The organism is Vibrio sp. 10N.247.310.98, from assembly GCF_041467395.1.
GTDB classification, from domain to species: Bacteria; Pseudomonadota; Gammaproteobacteria; order Enterobacterales; family Vibrionaceae; genus Vibrio; species Vibrio crassostreae_C.
In genome coordinates, this window is sequence record NZ_JBFSUL010000069.1 from 1 (window position 1) to 14,991 (window position 14,991).

The following is a 14,991-nucleotide window of genomic DNA, read 5'->3' on the forward strand; positions in this document are numbered from 1 at the left end:
TATGAGGTGATGATATCACCTCTAACTAAGTGACCAAATTCAGCGTACCACTACACATGGTCTCGTAACAAGGTTTGGATATAAACTCGCTAGCGTTGATTGTGTTGGTAATCTTCGAAGAGTTTTGAAATTCTAAGTAACGGGTGGTGCCAGCTTATTGATGACCATAGCACCAGAAAGATGATGACCTCTACCAATAGGAGCGAATGAATATTTATTTTTAATTATTAATATATAAATTAATTCCTAAATCTAGATATCTAGGAGATTTTTAAAGTTAGAGCGCGTCAGAAAGAAAATGTGGATTTATCGATAAATGAAAATTCTTGTTCCTCAAGGGTGGGTGAATATAAAATTGGAATCGTTTTTATAACATCACCTCATCAGAGTCCCCTAATCGAATAGGTGTTTATATGACAAAGGAAGTTAAATTTATACATACGCTAGGACCAACAGGTACGAATTGTGAAGCAGCAGCAAATTATTGGTTTGAGCAGAAAAATATCAAAGGCGAAGTAGTATTACATGATACTTTGGAAATTGCGGTTGATACAATAAAAGCAAATAACGATAAAAGACATGCTCTTCTCGGTTGTGTTGTTTATCCAGATTTACACGATATCGTTTTTGATAACCTAACAAATATGGAGTTAAAGGAATGCTTCATGTTTAAAACTTATAATATGGTAATGGCAACAAATCGGAGACGCGAATTTTCTGAATTAATAAAATCTGCAGCCAGTCATCTAGCGCCAAGTTCTCTCCTACCGAGAAATATAGAAAGAAAGATTGTTACCAGTAACTCTAAAGCTGCTGAATTGTGTAGTAGGGGAGAAACTGATGGCTGTATTACCACTATAAAATCCGCCAAGGACCACAATCTACAGATTATTCAAGATTTTGGAAAGGTAGATATGGGCTTTACAATACATACATTGCGATAAGTGATCAGGATATGAATATACCAAATATAAAAGAAATCAATTCAGGTACTCTAGCAGACGTTATGGATAGTTTGGGATTTTTTGGCGGGTTTACTCCTAAAATAAAGTGTCTTGGTCATTCGAAAGTTAGATTTCTAGGAACTGCTTACACGATTAAGTGGATGCAAAATAGAAAAGCTGGAGATATAAAAGCAAAACAAGATTCTACCTGGGATCAAGTTAAAAGTTTTCTAGCATCTGAGATCCTTAACGGAGAGGGGCTAGTATATGTTGCTGGAACGGATACGGGAAAGCTTGTAGAGGAAATGGCTTTACTGGGTGGTTTTAGTACAACGGATTTAGTGAAAAGAGGTTTTTCAGGAGCTGTTCTTGGTGGGGCTATTCGTGACGCACAAGTTATAAATAAGGTTGGATTCACAGTCTGGGCTACAGGTTTTATGCCAGCAGATACACAAGGGTCTTACCGAGTTGTTGAGACTGGCACTGAGTGTAATGTTGGTGGTCAACTTGTAAAAACTGGTGATTGGATATTTAGCGATGAAACCGGCTTGATAAGTATTCCTTCAAGAATAGCAGAAAAAGTTTTCGAAGGAGCTTTAGAAGTTGAAGCGAAAGAACATTTGTTAGCTAAGGAACTCGAAAAAGGCTATTCATTGTTTGAAGTAGTTAACCGTCTGGGTCGTCTATGAAAAACAATTTTAACTTATTTAACCCTAGTGAAGTATCCGTACAAGAGTCAGTATCCCTTTTAGATAAACTGGATTGTAATAAAAGAAATGTTCAGTTAAATGGTATGGAGGCACTGGTACGTTTTCTTGTTGAACAAAAGGATATTGATGTTAAAAATGGCAAAAATACAGGAATTTTTGTTTCAGGTTATCCAGGGTCTCCAATTGGCGGGTTTGATTCTCAGCTAATAAGGCATAAAGATATTTTGGATAATCAAAATATCTTTTTCTCTCCAGGTTTAAACGAAGAGATAGCGTCGACCGCGGTGATGGGGAGCCAAATGGCCACCTCTGTTGATGATTCGCCTTTCGATGGAATAGTTGGTGTATGGTTTGGTAAGACTCCTGGACTGGACAGAGCATTAGACTCTATTAAGCATGCCAATTACGTTGGTACAACTGTTTGTGGAGGGGCAATCGCTATTGTCGGTGATGACCCTGAATGCAAAAGTTCAACTATTCCAAATGAATGTGAGTTTACTTTTAGAAGTGCGAAAATCCCAGTCTTCTCTCCCTCATCGATAAAAGAAGTCATTGAGTTTGGGCTAAAAGCAATCGCCATATCACGAGCAACGGGTGTTTGGTGTGGGTTAAAGTACGTTACCGATATCGCAGATGGTGAAGCGCTTGTTGAACTACAAGAGAGTTATACTGAAATTCTCGCTCCTTTAAATGGGCTTGGAAACTCTATCACTAACCGGTGTTTCCTTCCTCATTCGGTTGAGACTGAGAAGAAAATAATGTCTTCAGCATTAGAACAAGTTGAAGTACTTGCAAATCAACTTGGATTAAATGAAATAATAAGGAAAAATCACAAGCAAAAAATTGGCATTGTCACCTCAGGAATCAATTATTTACAGACGGAGTCTGCTCTTAAGAAACTGTTTGATAAAAAAACAAGTATCGAACTTCCACCTGTTTTGAAGTTGGGGTTGATATGGCCTATCAGTAAAGACATTATTTACAACTTTGTCGAGGGGCTTGAGACAGTAATCGTCATAGAAGACAAAGATGCGTTTATTGAAGAACAAGTTAAGAGTCTACTTTATAACGAGCCTGTTAAACCTATTATTCTTGGGAAAAGGGATCTCGAGAATAATGAACTTTTTCCGAGTAGTGGAAGCTTGGATTCAGACAAAATTGAGAGGTTATTACAAAAACCTTTTAATATGGTTCGGACGGAAAATAGCGTAGATACTCGTTTGGCAATCAAGACAGAATTAAGTCGTAATGCTTGGTTTTGTAGTGGGTGTCCACACAGTCGTTCTACCAAGTCACCGACTGATGCTTTGGTCGGGGGTGGGATAGGATGCCATACACTTTCTATGTTTATGGGAAGAGGCGTAGAGTATATAACCCAAATGGGTGGAGAAGGCTCTGCATGGATAGGGATCTCTCCATTTGTCACACGCCCTCACATATTTCAAAATGTTGGGGATGGAACTTTTGTTCACTCTGCCTCGCTAGGTATAAGGGCTGCTGTTGCCGCTAAGGTAAATATAACATTTAAGATTTTACTTAATGGTGTAGTCTCAATGACAGGTGGCCAACGGATCGTTGGAAACTTTTCAATTCAAAAACTCTGTGGGTTTTTGGAGTCTGAAGGCGTTCAATCCATTGCTATTATTTCAGACGATATTGACTTAAATGATAAGCGCCTACCTGGCAGTGTTTCCGTATTCAGAGAAGATGATTATCTTAATGTTCAGGAAAGGTTTGAGAAAACTGAAGGCGTAACAGTGATTGTCTTTGACAAACAATGTGCATTGGAGAGACGAAGAAGAGAAAAGCGAACTTCAGTTAGCGGCAGTTCTTTGTATATCTCAACTGACATTTGTGATGGGTGTGGAGATTGTGGGCGAAAGTCAAACTGTATATCTTTGGGTTGGCAGGAAACAAAACTTGGTAGAAAAATACGACTTCATGAGAAGAGCTGTAATCAAGATCTTGCTTGTGTGGAAGGAGAGTGCCCGTCATTTTTCACTGTTAGTGATATAAAAACGACGGTGAAACAGCAGTCTGTTTCACCGAAAGAACTTGTAGAGCCAGACTTAACAAGGGTAAGAAGAGCACCATGGCGCTGCATCATTGCTGGCGTTGGAGGGACAGGTGTTGTTACCGTCTCTTCTATTATCTCTCATGCCGCCTGGGTTGAAGGACGTAAAAATACCGTTTTGAATCAAACGGGTATGGCTCAGAAAGGCGGTGCAGTTGTGTCACATGTCTCTATTGACGTAGCTGAAGATATGCCAGCGAGAATAGGTCTTGACGAAGGCAATAACCTAATAGTGTTGGATATCATAAGTATGTTCTCTAAAGATGTTATGTCTTTTATTGACAAGGAACATAATAATATTCTAGTTGATTTATCTTATACCCCTACATCTAAAGAAATAGGTAACAGTAAAGTTATTCAGCCTGAGTTGGATGAAGTCTATGGCTACTTAGGTTTAAGTAATCATGAAGGTCAGGCAACGATTAGTGATTTTAATAATGTGCTATCTGATAAAGGAATAGATCTACGTTATCAAAATATGTTTCTTCTTGGTGTCGCTTATCAAAAAGGTATGATTCCTCTTAATGAGTCTTCCATTATAAAAGCGATTGAAATGAATAATGTATCTGTAGTTCAGAATATTACTTCATTCCGGGAGGGGCGCTATTGGTGTTTAGATGCTAAGGAAAACGTAGAGACTAACCTAACTATCGATGAAGATGTTCTTAGGCGTCTTCCCTACCTAAATGAGACGGATAATAGTGTGCTTGGCAGGTACTTTGATACATTAGTTAGTTATCAAGATAAAGTCTATGCAGATAGATATTTAGATGAACTGGCAGTCTTCTTTGATGAAGTAACCTACCATAAATACCAAAGTATATTGATGAGGTCAGCAAAAATTATATTTGACTTCTTTTATGTTAAGGATGAATTTGAGGTGGCTCGTCTTTCTTTAGGAGTGAGAGGTCTTTTGGAAGAGAAATATAAAACCAAAGATTTTAATCTATACGCACATCTAACACTACCATATAGTAAAAATAAGATAAAAATCCCCGAGTGTATTTTTAAGCCGTTATATACGGCTATTAAATTGGTTAAACGATTAAGAGAGACTAGATTTAACTCATTTAGAAAGCGTAAAGATAATCTCCTGAGATTGAAATGGTTGCTTGAGGTTAATAATAAGTTGATTGCAAAGTTAGATGATAATTCATTACCTTTAGTGCAAGAAGCGTTGCTTTATTGTGAAAGTATAAGAGGTTATGGAAGCGTAAGAAGTAATAACTTTGAGAAATATCAACATCTTGTGGATGAAATCGTAATCAGTGTTACAGAAGGTAATGTGAAAATGGAACCTGAAATGATGATACATATTGAAAAGGTCTAAGGATGATATTTAAAAATAAGACTCGGCCTTCTACCTTCTTTATTATGGTTGCCATGTTGTTTTTATGGTTATGCTGGGGTTACAACTTCTTAGTAATAAAACTTGCCTTACCTTATATAGAACCTTTCGAGTTTGCATTTATAAGAAGTATTTTGAGTTTTTTCGTTATGGCTGGGGCTATGATGCTTTTCAATAAACTTAGATTACCGAGAAAAAATTTAGGTTTAATAATTACATTAGGCTTTCTTCAAACGGGTGGGTTTACTGGATTTACTTGTTTGGCACTTGTTAGTGGAGGGACAGGAAAGACTGCAATCTTAGCGTTTACAAACCCTATCTGGGTAGTTGTAATATCATCAGTCCTGTACTCGGAAAAGGTTAACTCAATTAACAAGCTATCCTTGGTCCTTGCTACAGTAGGAACACTTTTTTTATTGAGGTTTTGGGATAATAATAGCCCCGTGGAGAGTTATATTTATGCTATTTTGGCTGGTTTTTCTCTTGCTGGCTCGTCACTAATTATTAAAGCTTTACATAAGAGAGAAGATAATGATGTATTCCATATAACAGTTTGGCAGTTAATGTTTGGGTCTGTTCCTTTATTTTTTGGGATGTTACTTACTGACCTTTCCATTACTGAGTGGAATGCGGTTGTTTATTTTGGTCTTACTTATAATGTATTATCTACGGTAGTCGGTTGGTCGCTTTGGTCTTATATCCTCAGGTATGTTTCTGCGGGTGCTGCGAACTTAAATACCTTAGTGATACCTATTATTGGTATTGTTGCTGGATATTATCACCTAAAAGAGGATGTTTTAGGTTTTGATTTATTTGGTATAAGTTTTGTGTTGTCGGCAATTGCGATCTCTTGGGTAGGTTTAACACGAAAGAAGGGAATTTAAACTAATGGCAGTAAAATATACACGAATAGATGGAATTGGACGTATTGTCATAAATAACTCGGATAAAAAAAACGCATTGTCAGATAGGGATGTAAAGAAACTTTCTGATTTTATTCAACTTGCTAGCAAAGATGACGCGGTTAAACTTATCCTGTTTGATTCTTCAGAAGATTTCTGTTCAGGCGTAAATATATCAAGCTTAGATGCTGTAGGCATAAATGGTAGAGAGTGGAATGGGCTTGGGGATTACATTGAAGCTTTGTTCGTTCCTTTAGTCATGTCGTTAAGGGAATCAAAAAAACCAACCTTGGCGTTTTTAGATGGGGTGGTTGCAGGGGCGGGTTTCAGTTTAGCTTTGAATTGTGATTTTAGAATTGCTACTGAGTCAGCACGATTTATTCCATCGTTTAATCGATTAGGTTTCATTCCTGATTGTCTTGGGGGCTGGATACTTCCGAGAATGATCGGTGTTCATCGGGCGATGGAGTTTTATGGTCTCGGTAAAGAGATTTTTGGGAAAGAAGCGGGGGAGCTTGGTCTAGTAAATCTTGTGGTAGTTTCAAGACAAGACATGGAGACCGCTCATTTTATAGAAACAATACGGTCACAATCCGTTGAAAGTCTTGTTAATTTGAGAATGGTCTTGAACTGCTCATTCAGCATGAATGAGCATCAGTATCTTGAAGTTGAAAAAAAAATGATGACATCTCTTTATAAAACTCCATTTTCCCAATCTCGTCTATCTACTTTTAGACAAAACAGATAAGGAGATTGAAATGTTAACTAGTCCAGAAATAAAGTATCAACCGTACGTAAGCTTTTGTCTAAACGATAGAAAGTGGCCAGATAAACAGATAGCAAGCCCACCGATTTGGTGTAGTGTAGATTTAAGAGATGGGAATCAAGCGCTTGTTGAGCCCATGGACATAGATAAAAAGATGATCTTTTTCGAGAAACTCGTTGAGTTGGGATTCAAAGAGATAGAAGTAGGGTTTCCTTCTGCATCGGAAGTAGACTTTAACTTTGTACGAAAAATCATAGACGAGGACTTAGTTCCAGACGATGTTAAGATTCAGGTTCTTACACCTTGTCGCAAGGAGCTTATTCTAAGAACATTTGAAGCTCTCAACGGAGCAAAAAATGCTATTGTACATTTTTATAATGCCACGGCACCTGTCATGCGGAAAGTGGTCTTTAACAAAAGTAAGAAGGAAGTGATTCAGATGGCAGTAGACAATGCCAGCTTAATAAAATCGCTCACTATAGATTACCCAAATACTAACTTCCAACTTCAATACTCTCCAGAAATGTTCTCAAACACTGAAAGTGATTTTTCACTTGATGTAATTAATTCGGTCATTGATGAGCTCTCTCCAACTAGAGAAAACAAGCTGATAGTGAATCTTCCAGCGACTATTGAATGTATGTCGCCAAATGTTTTTGCTGACCAAGTAGAGTGGTTCTGTCGGAAGGTGAAAAAGAGAGGCTCTATCATTGTTTCAGTTCATCCCCACAATGATAGGGGGACGAGCGTTGCAGCCGCAGAGCTCGCTATGATGGCGGGTGCTGAGCGGTTAGAAGGGTGCCTTTTTGGGAATGGTGAAAGAACAGGTAATCTAGATCTTGTTAATGTAGCTTTGAATATGTATACCCATGGTGTTTCTCCTGGTTTGGATTTCTCTCGAATTGATGAGGTGAAAGAGTTAGTTACTTATTGTAATCAACTCCCAATACATGCTCGTCACCCTTATGTGGGAGAACTAGTGTACACGTCATTCTCAGGGACCCATCAAGATGCAATTAGAAAAGCATTTTTGTGTAAGGAAGGTGAGGAGCAATGGGACATCCCTTATCTTATTCTCGACCCCCAAGATTTGGGGAGGGATTATGAAGCGATAATTCGTGTGAATAGCCAATCAGGTAAGGGGGGGGTTGCTTACATTTTAGAGCATAAGTTTGGTCTTAAACTTCCACGGGGTCTACAGATAGATTTTCAAAAATATGTTCAGGAAACCGTGGAGAAAAGTGATAAAGCCCTAACCCCCGCAGATATATGGAATCTATTTGAAAGTCGGTATTTTCAAAATATCAAAGACTTAGAATTTCATAGCTTAACTTCGGGCTACGACCATGAAGACAAGGGCTTAATGTCAGTCAATATAAAGTTTTCATACAAGGGCATAGATTATGATCAAAATGCAACGGGTAATGGTCCAATTGATGCTGTGGTTAATGCTCTAAATAGTTCGGAACAATTAAGCATCGAGGTGAGGTCATATTTGGAGCATTCCATAAGTAAAGGTTCTGACTCGCAGGCGGTTTGTTATATTTCAACCTCTAACAAGAATGGAGAGCAAGTATACGGAGTTGGTTTGGATGAAAATATAATAATTTCATCTGTCAAAGCAATTTTTTCGAGTGTAAACAATTATTAACCTTCCAAACACTCTTGAAAATATTGGGAATAAATAATTCTATGCATCTAAAGGAGTAGAGATGAATAATAGTTATAAGCCATTAAGTGTCACTTTGGAAAAGTTTCATACAATGCCTGAGGCATATAAAAACCATTGCGTGCGTATCATGTCGATGACTGCTTTTTCTGAAAACTTGGGAGGGGAAGGCTTGTCTTTATGGATAAAGAAAGCCCCGGATAACCGCCGCCGTAAATTGGTAGCACGCCTTTCTTTCGATGAGTTAGATCATGGCGCGAGAATTTATAAGGTTCTTAACGAGCTTGGTATCAGTGAAGATCAAGCGAATGATATCGCAACAGGAAAAATGTTAGGTAACTCGATCCATGATTCGCTCTCTCCCGCAGAAATGATGTATGGGAAAGTGGGTAACGATTGGGTGGATTTAGCGCTTCATTGTGTCCTTATGGACACGGCTGGCGGCTATATCGTGAACAATTTTACAGACAGCAGTTACGAACCTTGGGCTTTGGCTTCGCGAACAATCGTGGATGATGAAGTACATCATAAAAATTTTGGATTTAAAGAGTTAGAACGATGTATCGAAGAAGGCGTCAGCGAAGAGTCACTACAGATACAATTTACCTATTGGTTTGCTAATGCGCTCAACTTCTTCGGTCCACCTGCAGGGAAAACGGCTCAAACCCTAAAAAAATACGGTATTAAACGAAAAGATAATGATGAGTTACGCGCCGAATTTAGGGCAGAAATTGAGGACTATATGGAGTCAATTGGATATCTTCATATCGTTAAACTGAACAAGGACTCTTATCCGTATGAGTGATTTTGAGCCAATCAGCGATCTTAGGTTACCTGTGTTCGTTGCTCCGATGTATGCAGTTTCTAACGCAGATTTAGTCATCGCTTCCTGTAAATCTGGTGTCGCGGGGACGTTTACAATGGCTAATACACAGAGTATCTCAGAGCTTAATCGCTGGATGGAAAGGATAAATATTGAGTTACGAAAGGAGCGACCAAGTCATAGATTTTGGGGGGTTAGTATTATATCTCGTAAAATTAATTCTCGGTTCCAAAAGGAGATAGAGGCAATTTTTCGTCATCAGCCACCATTTGTTGTCGCAGCTTTAGGGGGTGTGAAGGAGTTGGTAAGTATTACGAAATCATACGGAGGTATGATTTACGCTGACGTTGTTAATGTAAGGCAAGCCCAGAAAGCTGTTTCAGAAGGAGTTGATGGGCTTGTCCTCATCTGTGCGGGAGCTGGAGGTCATACTGGTTACTTGTCACCTTTTGCGTTTGTGGATGCAGTTAGAGAGTTCTGGGATGGTACCATTATTCTTGGTGGTGGAATTAGTTCAGGTACAATGGTAAGAGCATCCCTAGCATTAGGTGTCAATGCAGTTTATATGGGAACTTACTTTATTGCTGCAAATGAAAGTAGTGCCAACCAAAATTATCTTACTGAATTACACTCTGCAATGATTGATGATGTCGTGACAATAAGAGAACTGTCCGGAATTAAGGCAAATTTTTTGAAAAATAGTATTGATCTGGCAAAGTCAGTGGATGGTTACCAAGAAGCTACCTCTCCAGATGTATATCGACAAATTGGTTCAAAGTTTCTTTGGTCTGATTATTTCTCCTCTGGACATGGGGTTGGTAAAGTTAAAGCGAATGAAAGTGTTGCTAGACTTGTTCAGCAATTGGAGGAAGAATTTTATCTACCTAAAAAGTGATTAAGGAGTGGTTATGTGCAAACTTCCGAAACTAATTTTTGTCCAGTAAGCTCACCTTGTTGAGTCACTAATTTAGAAAATTACATTTAACCTGTAGCTCTTTCTAGCTCAGAAGTGCCCCATTGTTTGTTAGGTTGCTTTCCTGCATGGCATTCAGCTTGGTCTTTGACTTACTTTTTCTTATGACAAATGCTCTAGCTAAGTGGCCAAATTTTTTCATCCGCTACACGAACTCATCAATGTGATGTGCCGCCATAGCATAAGATACGGTTCATCTGTACTATATACTTTATTGAATGATGAGCCGAAAATGCACAGATGCGATTACCAAAAAGAACCAGAGCCCACATATTAGAAGAGTTATCTGTAGACAAATTTAAATCTCTACTTCCTCACGAGTGGGTGTATCGCATACCGACACACGACTACGGGATAGATGGAGAAGTTGAGGTTTTTGATAACGATGGTCTTAGTACAGGGATTAAGTTCCTGGTACAACTTAAGGCGACCGACGAGAAAAATAATACCAAAGCGTTAAAGCTTCGCATGAGCATAGAAAAGTTAAACTACTTCAAACAGCTCGATTGCCCTGTATTGGTTGTGCGCTACTTGGCTCATTCGGATACAATTTATAGTCGCTGGTTCCACTCGCTAAACCCAACCACTGATACCATAGCCGAAAAAAGTTTCTGTATGCAGTTCTCTTCTTTAGATGAATGGAACGAATATTCAACAGGGCTATTTTTCGAAGGGCTGAAAGCCTATAACAACTTCAAAAGTAAAACCCTTCAAAAGCCTATAAAAATAAACGCATCAATAAAATCATACAAGGGGTTATCCACGCACTCTACGTTAGTAGCTTCTAGCCTAATCAAATCAACAAAAGAGAATGAAAACACCTTTACTTTCGAATTTAAACCGACCAAATCCTCCCCCTCCATCTTGGAAATTGATGAAAATGACTACTACATCAATCTCGGAGGAGTTGGAAGCGTTCGAGGTTCATTCGACGATTTGAGTAATACTAATGACGCTTTGACGCTAGTTGCCGACATTAACGTAACTATCGGATTGTTACTACAGCGCTTGGGGCATACTAAGGAAGCAGAGGTTCATTTCGATAATTACATACAGGCGTCAAAAATTAAAAACCATGGATTAACTCTCATCAGCTATACGCAGTGTAAAATAGCCACAAGAGCCCCCTCTGATGCGTTGCTCCTTATCGAAAGCATTGTCAACACAACTAATATACTCGAACACGACTTGATAAATGAAATCCAAGTTTGTTTAAGTTTAATCACTAGCTTATCTAATAAAGCCGATGTAGAAAGTGTATTAAAAACATACAAGTGTATCGACCGCTCAATTCCGTCAGACCACAAAGAACTGAAGGCAACTTTACACTACAACCTCGGTAATTTTTTATCCGCAAGAAGTGAACTAAGCAAAGCAATACATCAATACAATAAAGCCGCAAAAATGAACCCAGATTACAAAAAAAGGGCTTACTGGCTGAAAGAAGTCGCTGGGTTATTATTCAGCGCAAGCAAGTATACAATTGCCTCTAAGTTCTATACAGCCGCTACCGACATCGAAGATACAGCAGAGAATGCAGTTTTACTGGCAGATAGCTTAATCTTCTGCGGACGTTTTGAGGAGGCATCTGATTTGCTCGACACCTACATTCCGAAACTTAAAGTAAGAAACTCTCTCTGGTGCCTAAAAAATTGGACTCTTGATCTACTAGTGAATGATTTAGGCATAAAGAAACAACAAATCGGTAAAGTTGCCACTACTAAGTTCATCGAAAATGCTAACGAAGACGAAATCATAGAATACATAGCCAAGACAAATGCTATATGCCCAGAATGCTGGTATTCATTAGCTCAAAAGTTTGTTAATGCTCAAGACTACAATAGAGCATGCATTAGCTACTTGCTTTCTGCATTTTCAGATGAACGCTACAGAAATACGTGGATGAACGCATTACAATGTGCCTACAACATAGAAGACCTAATTGCATTTTCTCATTTAATAGAAGTCATTGGTAATAAGTTTGGAAGTGAAGCTATTGGTGAGTTCTTCTCTAACATTCCTGTAGATACAAATGACAATTTTCATGAAAAATTAAGTGACGCTGCATTGCAGGTAATACAGCACTGTGAAGACTATAACAATGAACAAAAAGATAACACGTATGAAATTAGGTTTGGAGATAGCAAGTCAGTGAATACAATTGCACTAGAACGTCATTGATGTAATGAATGAGCAAATTTGGTCACTAAGCTCGAGGCTCTGCTTTAACTCAAGTAATCAGTGAAAGACTAATTTAGCGAAGTCACTGGCACGGCTTTGTCCAGAGTCTTCATAGACCTGACGTTTTACTCGTGGCACTTTTCTCAAAAAGTGCCAGCTAACTCAGATCTGCTCCATTCCTTCTCACCGAAAAAGTTTACTCGTCATATTGCAATCTAATCCCCAACACCTCTAATTAAGTTATTGATTACTAATTGAACTGGGATTGTAAAGGCTGCATTATAGGAGTATCAAAATCGGCTAAAGGCCGTATGAAAAGCGTTAGCTAAATAGGGGAAATATGAACATTTTAGAAAGTTTTTTGGTTGGGACAGCTTCTACAATTGTTGGTGGTATTGTTTTAGCCGTATTCTTCTTTTGGTTGCGTGAAAAATGCTTTGGCGTTGCTGATGTAACGGGCAAGTGGCACTTCAATATGATTACGGAAAAAACAGCATACAACCCATATAAAGGTATGGAATTGCGTTACGTTTGTGTTGTTTGGCGAGAAGGTAATCACCTATACGGTTCTGTTGAAAAGATCTATGAAAAATCTAGTACAGGTGAACGTGAATACGTCGGAAAAAATCGTTCTCGGGGTAAATTGACTGGTGCATATGAGAAAAACTATTTTAGCAAAGACAGAGTTCATATTCATATTAGTGAACAAGGTACTGGTCGCGAGTCAACTAACTATTTCACATTGACGGTTGAAAAGCGGTTGTTGGGTGGTAAATTCTGCTCGTTTGTCGCAGATCAAGAAGGGGCTTCTAGTTGGCAAAGAGAACCGTTTTAAAACTAGTGTATTTGTTATTGTCGCTCCCGATGATTGCCGTAGCGATCTTATGCTACTTGTTTAACCTTGGAAACGTGCGGCTTTATTACAAACAATGCATTAATGCCGCTCGTAAAAATAATAAAACGTATTCAAAAATACTAATTCAATGCCTTTACTTTGGCGAAGATAAACGAGGTCAAAGCCATTTAGGTGTAGATTACATTGGGGTTTTTAGAGCAATTTTGTCTATTGCAAGAGGTCAACTCCAGGGGGCTAGTACTATTGAACAACAGTTTGTACGCACCGTTATTGGCCGCTATGAAAGAACTTTGAAAAGGAAGTTGCTTGAGCAATTACTTTCTCATTTAGTTTGTTTAAGGCTTACTAAGCTTCAAATTGCAGAGAGTTACCTGTCCATTGCTTTTTTCGGTACGCATATGCAAGGTGTGGTCTCGCTATGTGACCGATTAACCCCTAAATCTTATGATTTAAGTTTTTATGCTGGTGTTGTTGCAAGACTCAAGTACCCGCAACCGAAAAGGGAATCTCAAGCATGGGCTACAAAACATCTGAATCGAACAGAATGGATCATGCGCCAATATAATTCTGCTTACAAGCATTTAAGGTTTCAAGATACTTTTTCTAATCTTGTATAAACGATTTAGAGCTATAGGTCTAAATCATTTATGTCCAACAACGAGCTAGCTTAGATCTGTCGGGTGGACGACACTTGTTACCAAGTGCCGTCTCCCTAAGAACCCAGCGTGCAACTTTCACTGCACTAGGCTCAAGCCTCCACAAAGGCATCAAATGATACTCAGCAACTTATAAAGCAGTCGGAGCAGGTTCGTTCCAATAGTTACGAGCTAGCCTTTTGGACTTCCTTTTAGCCAAGTATTCTTGGTATTGAGGGTAAAATGGTGTCACTGCACTTCGGATTTTCACATGCCTTTCTATTGGCACTTTGGCTATTTGGAAGAGATTGAACTGGCAATCCATATCCATGATCTTCTGCCAACTGTGAAACTGCCACTGGCCTTTTCGGTTGATGAAGTATTTTAGGGCGATCCAAGTTTTAGACTTTGTTGGATGACGCCTTTTAGCCCAGTACCATCGTATGGAATAGCTTGTTACCTACATATCCGACTACCTGAAACTTGTCGTCGAAATACACGGAACGGGACGACTCTGTCTCTAAACTGAATTACGCAACAAAGCCCCTAAAAGTCATAAATTATCTTAAATGATTGTCATCCCGCCGTTTATTACCCGATCTTCAGTAATCCTATTTTTTATATTAATATATAAAACCATGAATAAAATTATATCCATTAAAATTATATCCATATATCTTTTTATCATCTTCCTGACAGGTTGTAATTCAGAACTATCAGAAGAGGTTGTAAAACCAACCTTAACGTTAGAACGAATCGATATTAGCGTCTCCTCAGCAGGAACTCGGGGGACAAGTAAATTAACGCTGGCGAAAGGTAACAAACAAACTTTCATTGCAATAGGTCATTATTCTGATCACTCTTCAAAGGTGCTAACTGATTTAAGTATTTGGCGATCCAGTAACGAGAATGTTGGATATTTTGTAGAGTCGGGAAAATTAATAGGCAAAGCATTAGGAGTCCTAAAGATAACGGCCACTAAAGACAACGTCACCAGTAACACAGTGAGCGTGGAGGTCAGCGCCGCGGTCATCACCGCGATTGCGGTCACACTGCCTTCGGTTTCTGTGGCAAAAGGTCAACTGACACCACTAATGGCAACCGCAACCT

At 38.8% G+C, this 14,991-nt stretch carries 11 protein-coding genes and 2 pseudogenes; 12 read left to right on the forward strand and 1 reads right to left on the reverse strand.

The annotated features are described in order from the left end of the window. The first annotated feature begins 413 nt into the window (after nucleotides 1-413). The 11 genes from AB6E78_RS20030 (at nucleotide 414) to AB6E78_RS20080 (ending at nucleotide 13,863) form a co-directional block, all read left to right on the forward strand. A complete protein-coding gene (locus AB6E78_RS20030) occupies nucleotides 414-944 on the forward strand; it encodes a hypothetical protein (RefSeq protein ID WP_372134112.1) in 531 nt (176 codons plus the stop codon). Between the two features lie 11 nt (nucleotides 945-955). Continuing rightward, a complete protein-coding gene (locus tag AB6E78_RS20035) occupies nucleotides 956-1,633 on the forward strand; it encodes an RraA family protein (RefSeq protein ID WP_372032838.1) in 678 nt (225 codons plus the stop codon). Beyond that, nucleotides 1,630-5,058 carry an indolepyruvate ferredoxin oxidoreductase family protein gene (locus AB6E78_RS20040; protein ID WP_372134113.1) on the forward strand — a complete coding sequence of 1,143 codons (3,429 nt, stop codon included), beginning with the start codon at nucleotides 1,630-1,632 and terminating at the stop codon, nucleotides 5,056-5,058. The genes AB6E78_RS20035 and AB6E78_RS20040 overlap by 4 nt, the downstream gene beginning before the upstream one ends. Nucleotides 5,059-5,060: 2 nt before the next feature. Next, nucleotides 5,061-5,960 carry a DMT family transporter gene (locus AB6E78_RS20045; RefSeq protein WP_372134114.1) on the forward strand — a complete coding sequence of 300 codons (900 nt, stop codon included), beginning with the start codon at nucleotides 5,061-5,063 and terminating at the stop codon, nucleotides 5,958-5,960. A gap of 4 nt (nucleotides 5,961-5,964) precedes the next feature. Next, nucleotides 5,965-6,726 (forward strand): enoyl-CoA hydratase/isomerase family protein, encoded by a 762-nt coding sequence (locus AB6E78_RS20050; protein ID WP_372032847.1) that lies wholly within the window; start codon nucleotides 5,965-5,967, stop codon nucleotides 6,724-6,726. A 10-nt stretch (nucleotides 6,727-6,736) separates the two neighbouring features. Beyond that, nucleotides 6,737-8,395, forward strand: coding sequence for a 2-isopropylmalate synthase (gene leuA, locus AB6E78_RS20055; RefSeq protein WP_372134115.1), 1,659 nt, complete (start codon nucleotides 6,737-6,739; stop codon nucleotides 8,393-8,395). A 61-nt stretch (nucleotides 8,396-8,456) separates the two neighbouring features. Continuing rightward, nucleotides 8,457-9,218: a Phenylacetic acid catabolic protein gene (locus AB6E78_RS20060; RefSeq protein ID WP_372032852.1), complete on the forward strand. Its 762-nt coding sequence runs from the start codon at nucleotides 8,457-8,459 to the stop codon at nucleotides 9,216-9,218. Further along, the gene (locus AB6E78_RS20065) at nucleotides 9,211-10,131 is read left to right on the forward strand and encodes an NAD(P)H-dependent flavin oxidoreductase (RefSeq protein WP_372134116.1); all 921 of its coding nucleotides are present in this window, start codon (nucleotides 9,211-9,213) and stop codon (nucleotides 10,129-10,131) included. The genes AB6E78_RS20060 and AB6E78_RS20065 overlap by 8 nt, the downstream gene beginning before the upstream one ends. A gap of 318 nt (nucleotides 10,132-10,449) precedes the next feature. Beyond that, the gene (locus AB6E78_RS20070; RefSeq protein ID WP_372134117.1) at nucleotides 10,450-12,390 is read left to right on the forward strand and encodes a DUF4365 domain-containing protein; all 1,941 of its coding nucleotides are present in this window, start codon (nucleotides 10,450-10,452) and stop codon (nucleotides 12,388-12,390) included. Between the two features lie 340 nt (nucleotides 12,391-12,730). After that, nucleotides 12,731-13,225, forward strand: a complete 495-nt coding sequence (locus AB6E78_RS20075) for a hypothetical protein (protein ID WP_017037665.1) — start codon at nucleotides 12,731-12,733, stop codon at nucleotides 13,223-13,225. Continuing rightward, on the forward strand, nucleotides 13,204-13,863 hold the full coding sequence (locus tag AB6E78_RS20080) for a transglycosylase domain-containing protein (protein WP_372134118.1): 660 nt from the start codon (nucleotides 13,204-13,206) through the stop codon (nucleotides 13,861-13,863). Before AB6E78_RS20075 ends, AB6E78_RS20080 begins: the two co-directional genes overlap by 22 nt. Nucleotides 13,864-14,032: 169 nt before the next feature. On the opposite strand, the pseudogene AB6E78_RS20085 reads toward AB6E78_RS20080, so the two are convergent. After that, nucleotides 14,033-14,360, reverse strand: a pseudogene (locus AB6E78_RS20085) (group II intron reverse transcriptase/maturase); the annotation flags it as partial. Nucleotides 14,361-14,519: 159 nt separating this feature from the next. On the opposite strand from AB6E78_RS20085, the pseudogene AB6E78_RS20090 reads away from it, so the two are divergent. Then, nucleotides 14,520-14,991, forward strand: a pseudogene (locus tag AB6E78_RS20090) (hypothetical protein); the annotation flags it as partial.